Raw genomic sequence first — 20,349 nt, forward strand, 5'->3', positions numbered from 1 at the left:
CCCGACGAACTCTAGCGGCAGCGGGGGTCCGGCGATATCAAGCATTCTTCCCCGTGTCCGGCGCCCAGAACACGACGATCATCCCCAGGGCGTAGATCATGCCCGTGGTCGCGCCGACCGTGACGTAGTTGCCGCCGGACCAGGCGAGCAGGATGCCCGCGAACAATACGCCGGCCGCCGATGCGAAGCGTCCGAAGTTATACGCGATGCCAATGCCCGAGGCGCGCACGTGCGTCGGGAACAGTTCGGGCAAATACAGCGGCAGCCAACCAAAGAACAGCGTCGTGACGGCCGCCTGGCAGAAGACCAGCGGCAAGAACTCGGGCCTGAGCGGAGCCGAAAACAGAAAGATGCCGCACGTCAGGCTGACCGAGCCCAGGCTGATTAGAAAGTACGTCACGCGCCGGCCGAGCAGGTTAGCCAGGTGGCTGCCGAAGAAGCTGCCCAGGATCGCCCCGACGGCCCAATAACCTTGCGTAGTCGCTTTATAGCCAGGTTGCGCCGCGCCGACTTCATCGGCCCAGGGAATCATCCACTTGCTGGCGGCCCACGCGCCGATCAACGGAATGGCACCGAGCGCAATGCCGACCAGCGTTCGCTGCAGCAGCGGCGGCGTGAACAATTCGCGCCGACGACTGGCCGCGGTCGAGGCATTGGCCGCGCGGCCGGCCAACCACTCGGGCGATTCCGGCGCGAGCAACAAGAAGACCAAGCCAAGCAACGCCGGCGCGCCGCCAATCGCCATTAGCCAGCGCCACGACTCGGGCGTCACTTGATACGTGCGCCCCAGTTGCGAGACCAGGAAGATGCCGACGTTGATCCCGGTGCCGGCCACGCCGGCGACCGTCGGCCGCGAGGCGCGGGCCCAACACTCGCCGGCCAAGGCCACGCCGTTGGGCCACGCGCCGCCGACTCCCAGCCCGGCCAGGATGCGGAGCGCGAGCATTTGCTCCTGGCTGGCGGCCCACGTACCGGCCGCGCCGCACAAGGAATAGATCAGGATGCTCGCCCCCATCGCGCGAGCGCGGCCAATGCGATCTCCCAGCGCCCCCAGGAAAATGCCGCCGACGGCAGCGCCGAACATCATGCCCGCGGTATGCCGCGCGAACCATTCGCCACCCACCGCAGCGGTGTATGAATCACCTAGCAGATCGCGCGACATCGACAGCGCCGCCAGCGGCATGATGCCCAGTTGAAAACCCGCGAAGACCAGCCCGAGGAAGACCAGACACAGCACCGCGCGGCGCGCGGCCGATGATAGCCCGGCTGGCGTATTCACCATCGAATCAGTTGTCATGCGAGTCCGCCTTGCGCGAGAAGACCTCGATGATCGCGCTGTTGTCCAGCGAGCCCAGCCCGGCCGCTTCGGCTTCGGCCAATAATTGAGCGTGAAGTTGCGACAAGGGGAGCCGTGCCGGCAAATCCTGGGCTGCGGCGAGCATCAGTCGCACATCTTTCAGATGTTGCGACAGCCGGGCCTGGGGCGTGAAGTCCCGATCGATCATCTTCTGTCCCTTGGTGTCCATGATCCGTGAGTAAGCCATGCTGGCCTGCAACACTTCGAGAGCCCGATGCAAGTCGAGCCCCAGCGCGCCGGCAAAGGCCAACCCCTCGGCCAGCGCGGCGCGATTCAACCCCAGGACCAGATTGGTGACCAGCTTCAGCTTTGCGCCGCTGCCACAAGGGCCAGTGTGCATGACCTGGCGCACGATGGCGTCCAATAGCGGTTGCACTTCGCGAAAGGCGTCGGCCGCTCCGCCGACCATCATCAAGACGTCTCCGCTGCGCAACTGAGCGCTGCTCCCCGAGATGGTCGCGTCGAGATACTGAATGCCACGCGCGGCTAGCTCCGCGCCAAGCGCCTCGGCAGCGCGCGGGTCACCGGTCGACGTGTCGACGATCGTCGCACCAGGGGCGAGGCTACTGCCGAGTTCGCCGAGCACCGCGCGGACGATCGATTCGTCAGGCAAGCTCAACAGAATGGGCTCGCACTCGGCGGCCAAGAGCGCGGCGCTCGGCGAAGCGACACCGCCGCGCTGGACGAACTCGGCGACGCGCACGGCATCGCGATCGTAGCCGCGCACGTCGTACCCCGCGGCGAGCAATCGCTCGGCGAGGGCCGCGCCCATAAGCCCCAGGCCGACTATGCCGACTGGCTTGGCGTGTGGGTTGGACATTGGGCAACTCTCGCTCGAATCGCGCATCAATTAACGGTGGTACGCCCGTGGCTGGCGACTTGTCGACGGTTCAAACGGGGGGCGAGTGGCTGGCGCATAACCGCCACCAGAATACCCTCTAGCCGACCTAGTTTGCCCTCGCCGGGACGATGCTAGCGGCGATTATTGCCGGAGCCGCGAAATGCCCGCAAGGATTACCTGATCGTTAAAGTCTGCCAGATCGTGGGCCGATCAAGAGCCACAGTTCTATCGGCGGTGGCTGATGAATGCAGCGCCGCCAGGTGCATCGTTCCCCCCGCGAGCACACGCTGTTGGTTCGAACGTCGTCTCAGTTGCTGGCATCCCCCCGGGTTCGCTGCTGCGCAAGTGCGTGGCTGCGCTGGGTGGCGTTCGGCCTGATGGCGGCGCTTTCCTTGGGTTGTACGCGAGCCGGCTACCGAGTGCGTGCTGACCGCGACACGTGGAACATCGTCAGCGAGCGGGCCGCCGGTCCCAAGTGGAACCTGCCGCCGCAGAACGTCTATCGCGATCCCTCGTCCCGGTTGTCGGACACGACCAGCTATGACCGGCCGCCGATGCCGCCGGACGACCCGACTTCGCACCGGTACATGCATCGCGTGGCTGGCATGCGCGGCTATCCGCACTGGCATCGCAACGGCGATGTGCCGTTCGTCGACAACGGGCAGTGGCGGAACTTTTTGCCCTATGACGAGGAAGGTCGCGTGGTGATGGACCGCGCCACCGCGGTGCAGGTGGCGCTGACCAACTCGCGCGATTACCAATTCGAGGTGGAAGAACTGTATCTCAACGCGCTCGACGTGACTGGGCAGCGATTCCAGTTCATGACCCAATACTTTGCCACAACCACCTCGTCGTTCACGGCCGACGGCGCCGACCGACCGGGCGGACCAGGCGCCTCGCAAAGCGCGCTGAGCAACAACACGCTCGCCCAGGTGAAAAAGACGACGGCCATCGGCACCAGCATTGTCGTCGGGCTGGCCAACTCGTTCGTCTGGCAATACTCGGGCGCCGAAAGCGAGACGGCCTTCACGCTGCTGAACTTCAATATCATCCAGCCGCTGTTGCGATTTGGCACCCGTGTGCGCGTGCTCGAATCGTTGACTCAAGCCGAGCGCACGCTGCTGTGCAACGTGCGCCAGTTGGACCAGTACCGGCAAGGGTTCTACAACTCGGTCGTCACCGGCCGCGCGACGGGAGACAGTCCCAACCGAAACCCCGGTCTGACCGGCGTGGGGTCGGCGGGGGTGGGCGTCACGAACCTGACCGGCACCGGCACGGTGGGCGGCTACCTGGGCTTGCTCCAAGTGCAGCAGCAAATCCGCAACCAGCGGTTCAACATCACCGGCCTGCGCGACAGCCTGGCTCAGTTGCAAGAGATGTTCGACGCGGGACGCATTCCCAATCCGCTGCAAGTCGAGCAGTCGCGCCAAGCGCTCTACACCGGCCAAACCACCCTGATCAACAACATCGCGTCTTACCAGACGCGACTTGACGCCTTCAAGATTCAGCTCGGCTTGCCGCCGCACTTGGAGGTGCGGATCAAGGACAATTTCCTCGATCCGTTCATGCTGATCGACGACTCGATCAACGACTTGCAAGATCGGCTGGAAGACTTGCTCGACGAGGCCCGCATGGAGCGCGCTGAACCGAACCTGGAACGGATGGCCGACATTTTGGATCGGACGCTAGCGTTTCACGACATCTCCGAGTCAGAGCTGTCCACCGCGAAGGACGATCTGGCCAAGGCGCTGGCGGCGCGCGAACCCCGACGGGCACAACTGCTCGGGCTGAGCAAGCGTCCCGAAATCTTGCAAGGGATGGTCGACATTCGCCCTTACCAGCCCGACCAGTTGGATGAACGCCTCGAGCGAATCGAGAAGAACGTGGCGCAGCTCGACACCGGCCTGGCCGATTCGTGGACCAAGCTGAAGCTGATGCGCGAACAGCTCGCGCAGCAGCCGCTGCCCGAGACCGCCGTGGCGATGGTCGAACTGATAACCAATCTGTCGAGCCAACTGCTGGAACTGTCCCTGGCCCAGGCGGCGTCTCGGCTCGAAACGGTGACGCTGATTCCGGTCGAGCTGACCGACCTCGAAGCGTTGGACATCGCGCGGCAAAACCGCCGCGACTGGATGAACGCCCGCTCGGCGCTGGTGGATAACTGGCGACAAATCGAGTTTACGGCCAACGCGCTGCGCAGCGGCCTGAACGTGAGCTTCGCCGGCGACCTGCGCAGCATCAACGATGTGCCGTTCAACTTCCGCGACTCGACCGGCCGGTTGCAAGTGGGGGTGACGTTCGACGCTCCGCTGACCCGTTACCTCGAGCGGAACGACTTCCGCGAAGCGATCGTCGACTATCAACGGGCGCGGCGCGCGTACATGTTGTTCGAGGATCGGGTCAGCCAAGGGTTGCGGGCCACGTTGCGTATCCTGCGGCTCAACGCGTTGAACTTCGAGCTGCGCCGCGCGGCCGTGATCACGGCCGTCAAGACGGTCGACCTGGCGCGCGAACGCTTGCGCGAGCCGCCGCGCGCCGCGGCCGCGGCCGGCGTATCGACCATTTCGCCCACCACGGCGCGCGACTTGGTGTCGGCGCTCAGCGACTTGCTGAATGCGCAGAACGACTTCCTGAGCGTGTGGGTCAACTATGAATCACTGCGAATGAGCTTGGACTTTGAACTGGGAACCTTACGACTTGACGCGCAAGGGGAATGGATCGACCCGGGCAAGATCGACGCCACCCGTGGCATGGACGCCGACTTCTCCGACGCGCCGAGCGGGCACTTGAGCTGGCCGGACTACAAGCACCTGGTCCCCGAGGAGTTGCCCAAGACCAAGCCAGCCGACGCGGAGGAGCTCCCCCCTAAGGCACCTGCCGTCGAAGAATTACCCAAGAAGCCAGTCCCGCCGCCACCCCTGCCAGGCGACCAGCCGAGGCCGCGCCCCGAGCTGCCGGGTCCGAAACCTGCGCCGGCTGACAAGACTGAGAAAGATAAGGATGGTCGAAAACGCCTTGTATCTACCGCAAACCACCCCAAGCGGGGGATGTAACCATCAATTGTTGTTTATCCCATACCTTGTGTTGGGTTATACTGCCGGCGCGGCCCCCAAGGTAACGAACCCGTAAGGCCGCACCCGCCGTTAAGAAACCGCCACCCTCAAGGGCCGGTTTCCCTGCCTGTTGTTAACCCCCATTAAGTGCTTTGGTCCTCTTGCTGTATCCGACGGTTTGCCGTCCATCGGCTCGGACTGTCCTGACAATTGCTGAGCCGAGGATCGGGGCTCGCTCGCCTCGGGTGGCAATGAAGCTGCCCGCCGAACTTGCCTCCAGACCGCCAGAGAAAGGCCAATCATGACGACGAAGCCCAAGCTGGAATCAGTGCGCCAACCGCGAAAGAAGAAGTGGACGGCGCTGGTGCTATCGGTGCTGTTGATCGCGGGTGTCGCCACCGGCGCCTGGTTCCGCGCTGGTCGGGCGGACGACGGGCTCCCCGAGACGCCCCCCATGACGGCCGAAGTCGTTGAAGGGCCGTTCCTCAACGAAGTGGTCGAGCGGGGCGACATCGACAGCTCGAGCAACGTCGAAGTCCGCAGCGAGGTTCGCTCGCGCACGTCGGTGGGGACCACGATTCTCGAAATCGTTCCCGAGGGGACGCGCGTCGAGCCGGGCGACTTTCTGGTCCGGCTGGACGATTCGGCGCTGCAAACCGAATTGATCCAGCAACAGATCATCGTCAAGAACAGCGAAGCCCTGATGATCCAGGCCGCCACCGCGGTCGAGACCGCCATCCTGACATTGCAAGAATACGAGTCGGGCACCTACAAGCAGAGCGTCGAAGAACTGCAAGCCGCCAAGCTGGTGGCCGAGGAGAATCTGCGTCGCGCCGAGGAGTATCTGCTGTACAGCGAACGACTGGCGACCAAGGGCTATGTCACGACCATTCAGCTTGACGCCGATCGGTTCGCGGTGCAGAAGGCCCAGAAGGATCTCGACGTCGCCGAAACCAAGCTCGACGTGGTGACCAACTTCACCAAGGAAAAGACGGTCAAGCGCTACGAGGCCGACATCCAGGCGGCCGAGGCCCGGCTGCGCGCCGCCAAGGATAGCCATCAGATCGAACTGAGCTCGCTGAACAAGATCGAAACGCAAATCGCCAAGTGCGCGATCAACGCTCCGGTCGCCGGCCAGGTGGTCTATGCCAATGAAACGGGCCGCGCCACCGAGCCGTTGATCGCCGAAGGGCGCGTGGTCCGCGAGCGGCAGACGATCGTCCGGCTGCCCGATCATGAGAAGATGCAAGTCACCGCCAAGGTGAATGAATCGCGCGTCGACCTGATCAAGTCAGGGCAGACCGTGGCGATTCACGTCGACGCCTTGCCGGGCGTGGTGCTGACCGGCTCGGTGCGCAAGGTGGCCGAGTATCCGCTGCCGACCAGCGTATTTACCGGCAACGTCAAGAACTACCAGACCGACATCGACATTCACGACCCGCCCGAGGATTTGCGCCCCGGCATGACCGCCGAGGTGAACATTCTGGTCGAGCAGCGCGAACTGGCGATGCAGGTGCCGATCCAGGCGATTGTCGAACGTGGCGGCCGGCACTTCTGTTTGATCGAAGACGACACCACGCACCGGTTGTCGGCTCGCGAAGTGGAAATCAGCTCGAGCAACGACACGCAATTGGTCGTCGAGTCGGGCCTGAAGCTGGGCGAGCGGGTGGTGATCTCGCCGAACCCATACCTGGAAAGCGTGCAACTGCCCGACGGCGAAGACACGCAAGAACCGAAGATGGCGATCCATCGCCGCGCGCAGCGTTCGGCCGAAGACGCCCACGTGGCGCAAAAGCCGATCGAGCACGTCGTCAAGAAGCCGGTCGTCGAAGTGGCGCGGGGGGAATAGGCCCCTGCGCCGTTGCGCCGAGTTCGCCACGCCTGGTGGCCACAAGGCCCCCGGTCATTGACCGGGGGCTAATGTGTAACTCGACGCGCCTTTTCGATCAACGTATTGCCAACCACGCGCCGCCGCCATGCATTTACTGTTTCGCCCCCGCACCTGGTATCTAGGCTTCAAGCACCTGGCGCTCCATCCGATGCGCTCGCTGCTGACCGTGCTGGGAATCTTTATCGGCGTGGCGAGCGTCATCTGGCTGTTGGCGATTGGTGAAGGGATCAGCCTGAAAGCCCAAGAACAAATCGCCGGGCTGGGGGCCGAGAACATCATCGTTCGCTCGTTGCAGCCGACCAGTGACAAGTCCTCAGGCAACTTAACCGTTGTGCCTTACGGTATCACGCGGCGCGACTTCGAGCGGATGACCGAAACGATTCCCAGCGTTCGCCAAGGGATTCCCATTCGCGAGCTGCGGCGGCGATTCAGCTACAGCGATCACGAACTCGACGGTCGGCTGGTCGGTTGCTCGGCCGAATATGCCGAGTTGAATCACCTGGAAGTCAGCCGCGGCCGATTCCTGAGCGACGCCGACGTGCAGCGCCGCGCGACGGTCTGTGTGCTGGCGGCCGAGACTGCCGAAAAGCTGTTCCCCTACGAAGACCCGCTGGGGCGCTCGATCCACGTCGACCAGGACTATTACTCGGTCGTCGGCGTGCTCGAACATCGCAACGCCACGGCCGGCATCGGCGGCTCGCTCGATTCACAGGACTTTTCCTCCGACGTTTACATTCCGGTCAGCACGCTCTGGCAGCGGATCGGCGACATGGTCACCACTTACCGATCCGGCTCGCGCGTGTCCGAGATCGTCGAGCTCAGCCAGGTGACGCTCCGACTCCGCACGGTCGAAGACGTGCTGCCGACGGCCCAGGCGGTGCGCGAGTTGCTGTCGCATCACCATCGATCGAGCGACTTTGCCGTGGTCGTGCCGCTGGAATTGCTTGAACAAGCCGAGCGGACGCGGTTGATGTTCATGGTGCTGATGGGGCTGATCGCGGCCATCTCGCTGGTGGTCGGCGGCATCGGCATCATGAACATCATGCTGGCCACGGTCACCGAGCGGACCCGCGAGATCGGCATCCGCCGCGCGTTGGGGGCCAAGAAGCGCGACATCGTCGGGCAGTTTCTGGCCGAGACCATGCTCCTGTCGGCGGCCGGCGGACTGACCGGAGTGCTGGCCGGGCTCAGTTGCACGCCCGTGGTGATCGGCCTGCGATATCTGGTGGCGAACCTGTTTCCGCGCATGCTGGCCAATGCGCCGGAGATTGTCCAGACCATCGAGCCGACGATCGTGATGTGGTCGATCCCGGTGGCGTTTGGGATCGCGGTGCTGATCGGCGTGATGTTCGGGCTCTACCCAGCCCGCCGCGCCGCCTCGATGGATCCGATCGTCGCGCTACGGCATGTGGCGTGAGTGGCGGGTAGAAGCGATTAGCAATTAGCGGCTAGCGATTAGTATGAGCTGGCGTGCAATTGATCCATCGCCACCGAGCCGGCACAAACCCTTCTCCCCCCGGGAGAAGGTGGCCGAAGGCAATACTGTTCGGCACGATTTTTGTCCAGGCAGTACGAACAGCGCGTGAAAAGACTGGGTAAGAAAAGGCAATCGCTGTTAGCCCTTTGATTCACTTCGCCAAACCTCCCCGATCACTTGCGTTCACAACTCCCCATTCGGATTACCATATCAAGAGAGTATGTGCCCGCTTCAAGCACGTTTTGTGCCGAACAGTATTGGGCCGAAGGCCGGATGAGGGTCCGCTCGCCACGTCAACTCGCGCCAGCCGGACGCGCACCACGAACCTCTAGCCTCTTCTGATTTCCGACCCGCGGAAGGAAATCTGGCTGCGGTAGACCGCCTTGGTGCGGACTTGAATCTGCCCGGTCTCCAGGTCGACGCGCTCGGGAATCTCTTGAATGTGCTTGTCGACCACGGCGTGAAAGCCGCGCTCGGAGAAGATGTCGATCAACATCGACAAGGCCAGCGGGTCGCCGAAGATGTGATCCTCGGAATTGATGATCGCCCGGCCCGAGATGGCGTGCCGGGCGATGATCGGCATGAACTTGCTCTTGATCAGATCGACCACGCGAATGAACAGCTCGGTATGTTCGAGTTCATAGCTGTCGAGCCGGCGGACCAATTCTTGCCGCGCGTGCAGGCTGATCTCATCGGCCAGCGGGATCGGCGTCAGCCGGTCGTAAGTCCGGGCTTCGAGTTCCAGCGAGCTTTGATACTGCAATTCCTTGAGGATGTTCGCTTCGACATCGTCGATTGAGCCTTCGGCGTTGACAAAGTGGTAATGGTATAAGTCCTTCAACGACTGCAGCGCGTCCCAGGTCTGTTCCTTGAACACCCGGTAACGGCGTCGCGCTGCTTCCTCGCTGAGGTCGGTGGTCCGCAACTCGATCAAATGGCCGACGCCGGTCTCTTGGACCTCTTTGTTGTGCGCGGCAATCTGGGCGCCGCGGCTGAGTTGGCGCTGGATGCTCGTCGACTCGTAAACGAACAACACCATGGCGTGGATCGTCGGCCGGCGGAAGTGAATGGCCAGCGGCGTGCTCTCGTATTCGTTGTGCAACTGGTCGATCTTGTCGACCAGCAGTTTCAAGCATTCGACCTGCACTCGGGTGCGCGGAAAACCATCCAACAGCACCCCGTCCCGATAACGCGGCTGCAACAGCCGGCGCAGCAAGATGCCGACGACTTCCTTATCACCGACCATGCCGCCAGCGTCTTTAATACGTTGAGCCTCGGGCGTGTCGAGCAGATCGCTAATCACGATCACCTGATCGGTCAGTCCGCGGGCCTGCATGATGAACCGGGTGTTCGTCCCCTTGCCCGAGCCAGGGGCGCCGCCGAGCAGAATGATTTCCTTGGGGAACCGCAGACTCTCGTGGCCGACTTCTTCTTCGAGCGTCTCCCAGACCGAATTGAAAATCAGGTGCGCGTCCTTGATTTCCAAGTCTTGCACCGTGCGATCGGGCTCTTTGGGATACGTCATGTTCGGCTTTCTCGAAAGTCGGTCTGCGGTACAGTTCGTCGGTCAGATTGCTCGCCGGCTCGTCATGCCACGAATGAGGCGGTCCCGCCCAGGAAGGTGTTCGTCGAGCGGCCGTCAGTGATTACTGTTTCGTAACCTGGGGCAACAACGGTGGAGTCTACCCGGGGGGCGAAAGATTGACAAACGGCGAGCATGGCCGAGGGAAGCGCGAGCGCGCCCCTGAGCACACGCCCAGGGGTTTCATCCCCTGGGTTCCAACGCCGTAGCTGCGCGAGATGAACCGAGGGAGCGAGCCCCTTGGGCCTATGGGCACGCGCGCGGTGACTCCATCTTGGCCGCGCTAGGCACCCGGCACCGAGCCCGTCAAGCCAACGAACAGCAGCGACGACAACACCCAGCCCGCCATGATGTGAAACCACATATACACGCGCAACAACCCGCCGGTCGTCACCACGATTGGTCCCAGCGACCATTGTGCGCCGCGATTGGCCGCCGGCAGCCAGAACTCGGCCTGGTCCAAGTTGATCAACGGCGTGAACGTGTCGAGCGAATACATGAACGGCGCCAATTGCGGATAGTTCGGGTTCAATTCCGGCTTCCCGTTGGCGCCGGCGATGTACCCTTCGGCCTTGGACGGCGCGAGCAGTCCGTAGGAGTGCCCCATGCCGAACAAGATCGCCCCCACGATCACGACCGCCAGGCTCAACCAGAACGCCCGCCAAGGCCGATAGCCATAGCCGATCAACGGGCCGAACATGCGATACCAAGGCCACTGGGACCAGGCTAGATCCGTATTCCGAGACCGATCGACTTCCTTGGCGTATTGCACGCGCTTGGCGTCCCCTTCTTGCCCGTCTTTGCGCAGCACGGCGGCCAACTGTTCATAAGGCTGCGGGCGGAAGGGACGCGGCGGTTGCAAACGGAGCCAGGCGACCCAAGTCTCGGCGCCAAACGTCTGTTGATCGTCGATGACTTCGTAGATCAAACCTGACAGAAAGAGTTTTCCCGTGGCGGGCCAGCTTTCGCGCCCGAACCATAACGTCCCCACATGCGCCGAGCGCAGGTCGAGCGACGTGTCCTGCGGGCGCGCGACATTGCGCCAGACGAAGAAGCCGGCAATCGTCGTCGACGGCAGCGACACACGCCCCTGCGGCGCGAAGCCATCGCTAAGAAAGACGTTTCCTTCGACCTTCATACGGTCGGCGGTCAGCGCGTTCTTGCCGGGGTTGACGAACTGGCCGGCTTCGCAGCTTAGATTGCCGCCGATCTCCGCGCCGAGCAATCGTACGTTTCCTTCAGCCAGGAACCGCTGGTTCAATAGCACGCTCCCTTCGATCTTGGCGCTGTCCAGCGCCAGGGCCTCGCCTTCGCCGCCGACGAAGGTTCCTCCTTCGCAATCGACGTTGCCGCCGATCCGCGCGCCGATCAGCCGCACGCGACCGTTCACTTTGCAACCGGCCCGCAGAATGACCGAGGCTTCGATCTTGGCGCCATCGGCGGTAATACGACCGACGTGGCTCCCGGAAAGGTTCAGCGCGTGAATCTCGGCCCCCAACAGATTGACCCCCGCCGGCAGCGCGCAGCGATCGAAGTACAGAGCAAAGACAATGTTGGCGGCTTGCAGATCGATGCGCCCGTCGATGCGCACGCCCTTCAGACCGATACCGCGGTGCGTGACAAAGCGGGTCGCGTCGGGATCAGTTGCCAGCCAGACAATCCGATCGGCCGCGACGACGCGTTCCTTGGGCCAGCGCTCGGCCAAGGCCGGATCGTTCTCCGGCGCGTGGGGAGAACTGAAGTCGGGAAACTTCCCCTCGGCCACAGCGCGGAACATCCGCACCTCGGCCTCGGTCAGCGCCCCGAACCGCTTCATAGCCAATTGCAACAGTTGATCACTCATGACGCGTCTTGCCCCCGAGAATCCACGCGACACCAGAGCCCAATCGTAATCGAAGCTTTGGCCGCAAGCAGCGCACGGCGTCAATTTGTCGCGAAAACCGGGCCTTTTTCCTCGACTGGCCCCAGTGCCATGCCTGTGGTATACTTCCACGAGTTCTTTCCTCTGGCTATTGGCCGTTGGATTGCTGCCAGGTCCAATGGCCCTCTGAGAACGCAAGTCGCGTTCATCGCATTCGGTCCTGGGTTTTACCACTAGGATTCCGAATGACGTTTTCCGAGCTAGGGCTCGCACCGGCGATTTTGCGCGCGGTGACAGCCGAAGGGTACACCAACCCCACTCCCATTCAACTCCAGGCCATTCCCCACGTTGCCGAAGGTCGCGACGTGCTGGGCTGCGCCCAGACAGGCACCGGCAAGACCGCCGCGTTTGCCCTGCCGATTCTGCACCGACTGCTGCAATCGAACCGTCCGGCCGAGCGCCGGCAAAAGGTCCGTGTGCTGGTCTTGTCGCCGACTCGCGAGTTGGCGTCGCAAATCGGCCTGAGCTTTCAAACCTATGGTCGCCACACCGGCCTGCGCCACGCGGTGATCTTTGGCGGCGTGGGACAGGGGCCGCAAGTCCGCGCCCTCCGCGACGGGCTCGATGTGCTCGTCGCCACGCCGGGTCGCTTGCTCGACTTGGTGAATCAAGGCTACGCCGACCTGAGCGGCGTCGAGGTGTTAGTGCTGGATGAAGCCGACCGAATGTTCGACATGGGTTTCTTGCCCGACCTGCGCCGGCTGATTGCCTTGCTGCCGACCAAGCGTCAGACATTGCTTTTCTCGGCCACCATGCCGGGACCGATCGAGCAATTGGCTGTGGCCATCCTGCGCGATCCAGTTCACGTCCGTGTGGCATCGGTGCAAAAGACGACCGACCTGATCGACCAATCGGTCTGCTTCGTCCCCAAGGCGGACAAGACGAACTTGCTGATTCGGCAATTGAAAGAGCCAGGCGTCACTCGGGCGATCGTTTTCACTCGCACCAAGAACGGCGCTGATCGGGTAGTCCGCAAGCTAATCGGGGCCAACCTGCGCGCCGAGGCGATCCACGGCAACAAGAGCCAGAACGCCCGACAGCGCGCCTTGCTGGCTTTCAAGACCAACCGGATTCGCGTGCTGGTGGCGACCGATCTGGCGGCCCGCGGCATTGACGTCGATGGCGTGTCGCACGTGATCAACTTTGACATCCCGCACGAGCCCGAAACCTACGTCCACCGCATTGGCCGAACCGGTCGCGCCGGGGCCGAAGGGGTGGCCATCGCTTATTGCGACGGCGAAGAGCGGAGCATGCTGCGGGCGATCGAAAAGTTGATGCGGCAGCAAGTCCGCGTGAACGAAGACCATCCGTACCACGAAGCGGCCCAGCGCCAAGCGCCGGCGGCCTCGCAGGGAACGCCACATCAGCAGCACGGCAAGCGGCCACACGGTAAGCCGGCCTTCGGCAAGCGCCCGCAATCGGCCAGCCGTGGCCAGGTGAACCACTCGGGCGGTTCCGGCAAGCGTTTTCATCAGAAGAAGAAGCGCACGGTCATCAGCGCACGGGGCTAAACGCCGTTGCAAACTCTTTTGCGCAACATCCACAAGCCCAGGGGTTCCACCTCCTGGGCTTTTTTCGTTTCGGTTACACTGTCAAGGGCCGAAAGCTCGATAGGGTTGGCGAGCACAAGGCCCCCGGTCATTGACCGGGGGCTAATGGTTTTATGTTCAAAACAGCATCGCGAGCAGCCATGAAAGAAATCTTGCTGGTCGGCGTCGGGGGTGGCCTGGGCGCCATCGCGCGGATGAAATTTGGCGGCCTGGTGCTGCACCACTGGCCCAACTGGCGCTTCCCGATCAGCACCTTCGCGGTCAATACAATCGGCTGTCTGATGGCGGGGTTCCTCAGCGGCTTGGTCATCAAGCAGGACTGGTTCACCGAGCAGACACGACTATTCCTGTTCACCGGCTTGCTCGGCGGCTTCACCACCTTCTCGGCCTTCGGCGTCGACACGGTCACTCTATTGCAGCGCGGCGAGGTGGCCGTGGCGCTCGCCTATGCCGTGCTGAGCGTCGCCGTCGGCGTGGCCGCCCTCTGGCTCGCCCTGGCCGTGATCCCGCACGCCCGGTGAGGGCTGAATCGCCGTGATCGCTTTAGGTCGCTGCGGGGATGTATCCCCACGAGGGTTTCCTGATTCGCTGGCTTGGGCTGTTTCCCCCACCGGCCACCTGAATTACTTCTTCAAGCCGGAGTTCAAAGGCGGCATCGCGGAGTGGGGCAGGAAAAACAATCAATGATAAACGCGAAACGATAAACGAAGGGAGTAGGCTGCCTTTATCGTTCATCGTTCACACGTCATCGTTTCCTCATTGCTCCGTCGTTTTCCGCTTCCCGCCGATGCCGTTCGGGCCCATGCGCCACGACACGCCGGCGCCGGTGAACCACTCGTCGATCGTGCCCCCCACGCGCCACCCGATACGGGCGTCCAACTGGAAGTTCGGCGTGATGTAGTAGTACCAGCCGTAGTTGTGGAAGTGGTCGGGCCGGTTGTCGGCCAGCCCACGGTGCATGAACATGAACCATTCGACGTACATTCCCAGCCGCGGCGCAATCTGAAAGTACGACGACACCGACTGCGAGCCCAGCACGTTGTAGCCGCGCTGATAGTCGACAATCCCTTGCCCCGGCAGCCCGAACACAGGATTCGGCGTGGTCAACCAGTCGACGCCGGTATTACCACGGAAGAACCACCACTTGCGGACCTGCCAGTTGTAGATGTACGAGAAGCCGGGCTGGACGGTCTGGGCCGAGTAGGGGCTGTTGCCGGTCGGCACGTCCATGCGACCGACGAATGTTTGCAACGGAATCCAGTCGTCCTGGTCGTGCAGAATGTATTTGAATCCCAGGTTCAAGTCGCCGAAACCTTCCACGTTTTGCGACTGCCCAGTGCCCGGGTCACTGTAGCGGGTGCTGGTGTAGCCCAAGTTGGTCTTCATGCGCAGTTCAAAACGGTCACTGGTACCGACACGAACGAGCGCCTCGGGCACGGTGTTTCGCGCGTAGGTCTGGCCGGGGTCGGTGTGATACCGATAGCTCCAGCCGGTCTCGACCTGGGTCACGCCGCGCCCGACCACGGTGGCCACGTCGGTGAAGTCAGGGCGGTCGGTGTTGATGAGCTTCATCGCGTCAAATTTGTCGTCGACCGGCATGTTCAACATGTTGGGGCGGTTCGTATAGAAGAACCGCCGCGGATTCCAGACGTCGGTCGAGAAGATGTGCGGATACTCTTCGCGCCCCGGTTCCGTTTCGCGCCCGGCCGTCGACCAGTTCAAGTCACCCAAGCGCGGCGAGCTGTCAAAGGGCCCCAAGACCTGCGCCAACTGAATCTGCTGTTGCTCGGACCCCAGGGCGTCAACATCGTCGTTGGCCACTGGGGCCGCGGCCACGCGCACCAGTCCTTCGCCATGCACCACCGGCGCGGTCGCAACCAGCCCAAACAGCGCGACGCACGCCGTGACGACGACTCGCAAACGAAGGTAACTTTGGGCGGGCATGACCGAGGGCTCGCAATCAAGAAAGTTTCAGCAACAACGCGCCCCGCGGGGCGCACGATCGGCGTGGCGACAACTGCGCAACGCATCGGTCAGATTTGCAAACTGACCAGTTGCTGAAGCAATCCCGAGCCGAGCAAGCAGTGGCTAAATGGCGTTTCGCCCCCGAAACGCGGCGTGCGGTCGATCGTCCTGCAGAGCCGGACGGACGGACGCACGGCGTGGAAGTTCCAACGCTGAGCCGCGCGGCGTAGATCGTCGGGGCGCGACGCCTCCAGGGAATGGCTACCGCGCGAGGCGCCGATTTCGCGCCCCAACTCATGATCTTCCGCCGTGGGCGATGCGACCACGGCGGCTTGAACCGCGCACGACGCCCACGCCTGACCCACAATCGCCCCGTGGCCGCACACTTCGGCCAACATGACCAGCGCGGCCAACGCCAAGCTGATGAATTGTGTTGGGACGTGTGTCATCGAACTCTGGCCCCAGGCTGCCGGCCTGTTTGTTCCGACCGAGGACGGAATCGGTCGTTGCCCACTATTTCGCTTCGTTCCTGGCATCGACCTGTCGGGCATACTAGCTGCATTTCCTCGGCATTCTCCGCCACAGCTTGCCTAACCGTAACCACGCGCGCCCCGCCGGTGCGGGCCCCTACCACCTAGGGCCGATTTGCCCGCCTGACTACAATTTCGTGATGACCTTTCAACCCCTCGAAACCGTGACTCCTGCCGGGTCGATGCCCGCTGTCGACCCGGTCTGTGGTATGCGCGTCGAGCCGGCTCGGGCAGCCGCCACGGTCGATCACGCCGGGCAGACCTATTACTTCTGCTCGAAGAGTTGTGCCCAAAAGTTCCAGGCCACCCCAACTCGCTATCTAAGCGGCGGCGCCGAGCCGCATGCCTGTTGTCACGGCGCGGAACATTCGGACGTGACAACCGCTGCGCCCGCCGTCGGGGCGAATGAACGGGTCGAGTACATCTGCCCGATGGATCCCGAGGTGGTTAGCAATCGGCCGGGCGCGTGTCCCAAGTGCGGCATGGCGCTCGAGCCGCGCACCGTCACGCTCGACGCGGCCGAGAATCCCGAACTGCGGTACATGTCGCGGCGGTTTTACGTCGGGTTCGCGCTTGGCTTGCCTGTGTTCGCCGTGGCCATGAGCGACATGCTGCCAGGCCAGCCGTTGCACTCGTTTGCTGGTGTCTTGAATTGGGTCCAGCTTGCTCTGGCCACGCCGATTGTCCTCTGGTGTGGCTGGCCATTCTTCGAGCGGGCCTGGCGCTCGGTCGTCAATCGCAGCCCCAACATGTTCACGCTGATCGCGCTGGGCGTCGGCTCAGCCTACTTGTACAGCGTGGCCGCGGTGGTCGCGCCGGCACTGTTTCCGGCCGGCTTTCGCGGTGCCCACGGCGACGTGATGCCCTATTTCGACACGGCCGTGGTGGTGACCGTGTTGATCCTGTTGGGCCAGATACTCGAACTACGCGCCCGCGGCCGCACTAGCCAGGCCGTGAAACGCCTACTCGGCCTCGCCCCCAAAACCGCGCGACGTGTCGAGCGCGATGGCCAAGAGCGCGATGTACCACTGGCCGAGGTCCACACTGGCGACACGTTGCGAGTCCGCCCCGGCGAGAAGATTCCCGTCGATGGACCGGTGCTCGAAGGGCAAAGCTCGGTCGACGAGTCGATGATTACTGGCGAACCGATGCCCGTCGTAAAAGGAGTGCGCGACGTGCTGATCGCCGGCACGATCAATGGCGAAGGAACCTTGCTGGTCCGGGCCGAGCGCGTCGGTGGCGATACCATGCTCGCTCACATCGCCCAGATGGTCACCGAGGCGCAGCGCACCCGAGCGCCGATCGAACGCCAGGTCGACCTGGTGGCTCGCTATTTCGTTCCGGCCGTGGTGCTGATCAGCCTGGCGTCGTTCGCCGGCTGGGCCATCTGGGGGCACGAGTCGCCGCTGGCCCAGGGGTTGCTCCACGCGGTTTCGGTGTTGATCATCGCCTGTCCCTGCGCGCTCGGGCTGGCGACGCCGATGTCGATCATGGTCGGCGTCGGTCGCGGTGCCGACCTGGGCGTGCTGATCAAGAACGCCGCGGCGCTGGAAACTTTACACCGCGCCGACACGTTGGTGATCGACAAGACCGGCACGCTGACCGAGGGGAAACCACGGTTGGTGGAGTTGACGCCACACGGCGACGTGGCGGCCGATGATGCGTTGCGGCTGGCGGCGAGCCTGGAGCAGGGGAGCGAGCACCCGCTGGCCCGAGCGGTGCTTGCCGCCGCGTCTGAGCGGCAATTGAAGCTCGACAAGGTTGACAACTTCCGCGCCGTGCCGGGAGAAGGAGTGGTGGGCGTCGCAGCAGGACGCTCATTGGCGCTCGGCAATCCTGCGCTGATGCACGCGCACGGGATCAGCGTCGACAACCCGACGGCGACGGGCGACCGGGCAACGACGCTGGTTTATCTGGCCATCGACAATCGACTGGCCGCGACCCTGAAACTAGCGGACCAGATCAAGCCGACGACAGCCCTGGCGATCGCGGCCCTGCACCGCGACGGCTTGCGGATCATCATGCTCACGGGCGACCAGCGCCGGCCGGCCGAGCATATCGCTCGCGAACTGGCGATTGACCAGGTGATCGCCGAGGTCCAGCCGGCGCAAAAGGCCGACGTCGTGCAACGCCTGCAACGTGAAGGACGCCACGTGGCAATGGCCGGCGACGGCGTGAACGACGCGCCAGCCTTGGCCTCGGCCGAGGTGGGCATTGCCATGGGAACCGGGGCCGACGTGGCCATCGAGAGCGCCGACGTGACACTGGTCCGCGGTGACTTGCGCGGGATCGTCCGCGCGCGGCAACTCAGCGCGGCAACGCTGGCCAACATTCGCCAGAATCTGTTCCTGGCATTCATCTACAACGGGCTGAGCATCCCCGTGGCGGCTGGGGCGTTGTACCCTTGGCTGGGTTGGGAGATTTCGCCCATCTGGGCCAGCGTGGCGATGAGCCTGAGTTCGCTGAGTGTGATCAGCAACGCGCTGCGATTGCGCGCGAAGCGCTTTGACTGAGATACATGGTCCGCACTCGCACACCGACTACCACCGGCACACGTCGCGAAGCAACCCTTCTCCCTCCGGGAGAAGGTGGCCGAAGGCCGGATGAGGGTCCCCTCACCATTGGAACACCGCGCTCGACTGACGCGCGACCCTCATCCGTCGGCTAGCGCCGCCACCTTCTCCCCGGGGGAGAAGGGTTTAGCGCCGGGCGTCAACCAGCCACCAAGTTTGAAGAACTCGAGCTCATCACCGGCGTCAGGCGTTCCGCACGCTCCTCAACCGGAAACAGCGCCACGGGCGTGCGCCACATCAGCCCGCCAACAATCAGCGTCGTCCACATCAACTCGCCGGCCACACGTGCGGCGGGCCACGCCATCAGCACCATGCCGACGAGCCAAAGGCCGCTCAGCGCGAACGTCAGCGGCGAATGCTTCGTCCGCCGACACGCAATCAACGCCAAGGCCGGCGTGGCGGCCGTCGGATGATAACTCCAGACCACGGGCGAGAACCAAACCGTGGCCAGGCAAACCAGGGCAATCTCGGTCGACCAGTCGGCCGGCGCTGTCTTTGCACCCGAGCGCCGGCACGTCCAGCCGATCGCGCCGGCCAGCGCTAGATTGATCGCCAGAAAGATCGCCACCTTGGCGTCGTTCGACAACTCGGCCACCTGCACTTGCCGGCGGGGCTTGACCCACGACACGGGCGAGTTGCTTCGCGTCGATTCCACCTGGGTCGCCCCCACCTGCGCGGTCCATTCGGCCAGCGCTTGGGGCGAAGTGCCGAACGACGAGAAAAGGCGACGGATCGTGACGGCAATCGACTGGTTCGTCAGTCGGTCTTCGTCCAGGCATTTGTCGTCGGTCAATTGCCGCAGCGTCGTCCCCCGAGCGCTGTCGTGCCACCAGGTGACATGTTCGCGCCACGCCCCGGCCGGACCAAACGCCGCCAGCGAGAGGACAACGTCAATGCACAGGGCCGTCGCCCCGGCCACCAGCGCCGGTCGCCACCGCCGCTTGAGCAACAAGTAGCCGACTCCCAGCGCCGGCAACAGCTTGAGCCAGACGGCCATGCCCAACAGCAACCCACCCGACAACTCCTGGCCGCGGCTAGCTCGCAACAGGCCGGCCAACATCAGCCAGACCATCAACAGGTGAAAGCTTCCCAGGCACAAGCCATCGACAGCCAGCGGCGCGGTGAGAAGCGCCGCCGCCAACGTGGCGCAACGCCGGTCGGCGTCGCTCACCTGATCAATGAGCAGTCCGCGGCGAATCGTTCGCAACAGGCCCAACCAGGTCCAAGCGTTGAACCAGTACCAGACAGTGATCCCTAGTCCCAGCGGCACATAGGCGAACACGATCCACGGCACGTCGCTCGACGGCCAGTAGCGGCCCAAGGTCGACTCGGGATGGCGCGTGCCGTGCTCGAGAATGTACTGGCCGTTTTCACAAAAGCGAATAAAGTCGGTTGCCCGACCGGCATGCACTCGATTCCAGGCCACGACGAAACCGACGAGCAACGCCACCCAAAGCAGCACGCGCCCGAGCGCTTCCCACAGCGACGTCGGTTCGGCCGACTCGTCGGCGGTCAGCGTGAACGGCTTGGTGCCAAATGCGGCCTGTAACATGCGACGCGGCGTCCAAGCGCGGATGGGAAGAAGGGCGTGCATGGGAGAAGCGATTAG

Annotated in this window: 13 protein-coding genes; 6 read left to right on the top strand and 7 right to left on the bottom strand. The window is 63.5% G+C overall.

Annotated elements, in window-relative coordinates; all coding sequences use genetic code 11:
• Positions 1-37: 37 nt before the first annotated feature.
• A complete protein-coding gene (locus tag JSS27_03715; protein ID MBS0208042.1) occupies positions 38-1,297 on the bottom strand; it encodes an MFS transporter in 1,260 nt (419 codons plus the stop codon).
• Positions 1,287-2,177 carry an NAD(P)-dependent oxidoreductase gene (locus tag JSS27_03720; protein ID MBS0208043.1) on the bottom strand — a complete coding sequence of 297 codons (891 nt, stop codon included), beginning with the start codon at positions 2,175-2,177 and terminating at the stop codon, positions 1,287-1,289. The genes JSS27_03715 and JSS27_03720 overlap by 11 nt, the downstream gene beginning before the upstream one ends.
• A 413-nt stretch (positions 2,178-2,590) precedes the next feature.
• Between JSS27_03720 and JSS27_03725 the strand changes: the two genes are divergently transcribed.
• The 3 genes from JSS27_03725 to JSS27_03735 all read left to right on the top strand — a co-directional run bounded on the left by JSS27_03725 (position 2,591) and on the right by JSS27_03735 (position 8,559).
• Positions 2,591-5,251, top strand: coding sequence for a hypothetical protein (locus JSS27_03725; protein ID MBS0208044.1), 2,661 nt, complete (start codon positions 2,591-2,593; stop codon positions 5,249-5,251).
• 301 nt (positions 5,252-5,552) lie between these two features.
• Positions 5,553-7,100 carry an efflux RND transporter periplasmic adaptor subunit gene (locus JSS27_03730; GenBank protein MBS0208045.1) on the top strand — a complete coding sequence of 516 codons (1,548 nt, stop codon included), beginning with the start codon at positions 5,553-5,555 and terminating at the stop codon, positions 7,098-7,100.
• Positions 7,101-7,227: 127 nt separating this feature from the next.
• Positions 7,228-8,559, top strand: a complete 1,332-nt coding sequence (locus JSS27_03735) for an ABC transporter permease (protein ID MBS0208046.1) — start codon at positions 7,228-7,230, stop codon at positions 8,557-8,559.
• Between the two features lie 388 nt (positions 8,560-8,947).
• Here the strand turns inward: JSS27_03735 and JSS27_03740 are convergent, their stop codons facing one another.
• Positions 8,948-10,144, bottom strand: a complete 1,197-nt coding sequence (locus JSS27_03740) for a nucleoside monophosphate kinase (GenBank protein ID MBS0208047.1) — start codon at positions 10,142-10,144, stop codon at positions 8,948-8,950.
• A 340-nt stretch (positions 10,145-10,484) separates the two neighbouring features.
• A complete protein-coding gene (locus JSS27_03745) occupies positions 10,485-12,044 on the bottom strand; it encodes a hypothetical protein (protein MBS0208048.1) in 1,560 nt (519 codons plus the stop codon).
• Between the two features lie 263 nt (positions 12,045-12,307).
• On the opposite strand from JSS27_03745, the gene JSS27_03750 reads away from it, so the two are divergent.
• Together JSS27_03750 and crcB are read left to right on the top strand one after the other, a co-directional pair.
• A complete protein-coding gene (locus JSS27_03750) occupies positions 12,308-13,633 on the top strand; it encodes a DEAD/DEAH box helicase (GenBank protein ID MBS0208049.1) in 1,326 nt (441 codons plus the stop codon).
• A 179-nt stretch (positions 13,634-13,812) separates the two neighbouring features.
• The gene (crcB, locus tag JSS27_03755; GenBank protein ID MBS0208050.1) at positions 13,813-14,193 is read left to right on the top strand and encodes a fluoride efflux transporter CrcB; all 381 of its coding nucleotides are present in this window, start codon (positions 13,813-13,815) and stop codon (positions 14,191-14,193) included.
• 235 nt (positions 14,194-14,428) lie between these two features.
• On the opposite strand, the gene JSS27_03760 is transcribed toward crcB, so the two are convergent.
• Both JSS27_03760 and JSS27_03765 read right to left on the bottom strand, forming a co-directional pair.
• Positions 14,429-15,616 carry a transporter gene (locus JSS27_03760; GenBank protein MBS0208051.1) on the bottom strand — a complete coding sequence of 396 codons (1,188 nt, stop codon included), beginning with the start codon at positions 15,614-15,616 and terminating at the stop codon, positions 14,429-14,431.
• Positions 15,617-15,705: 89 nt separating this feature from the next.
• Entirely contained in the window at positions 15,706-16,086 is a 381-nt protein-coding gene (locus tag JSS27_03765; protein ID MBS0208052.1) for a hypothetical protein, read from the bottom strand.
• Positions 16,087-16,307: 221 nt separating this feature from the next.
• Here JSS27_03765 and cadA point away from each other — a divergent pair, with 221 nt between their 5' ends.
• Complete coding sequence (gene cadA / locus JSS27_03770; protein ID MBS0208053.1) at positions 16,308-18,680, top strand: cadmium-translocating P-type ATPase; 2,373 nt, start codon at positions 16,308-16,310, stop codon at positions 18,678-18,680.
• 199 nt (positions 18,681-18,879) lie between these two features.
• Here cadA and JSS27_03775 read toward each other — a convergent pair whose 3' ends face one another.
• The gene (locus tag JSS27_03775; protein MBS0208054.1) at positions 18,880-20,292 is read right to left on the bottom strand and encodes a DUF2029 domain-containing protein; all 1,413 of its coding nucleotides are present in this window, start codon (positions 20,290-20,292) and stop codon (positions 18,880-18,882) included.
• Positions 20,293-20,349: the final 57 nt, after the last annotated feature.

The organism is Planctomycetota bacterium (assembly GCA_018242585.1).
Lineage (GTDB): Bacteria > Planctomycetota > Planctomycetia > Pirellulales > PNKZ01 > JAFEBQ01.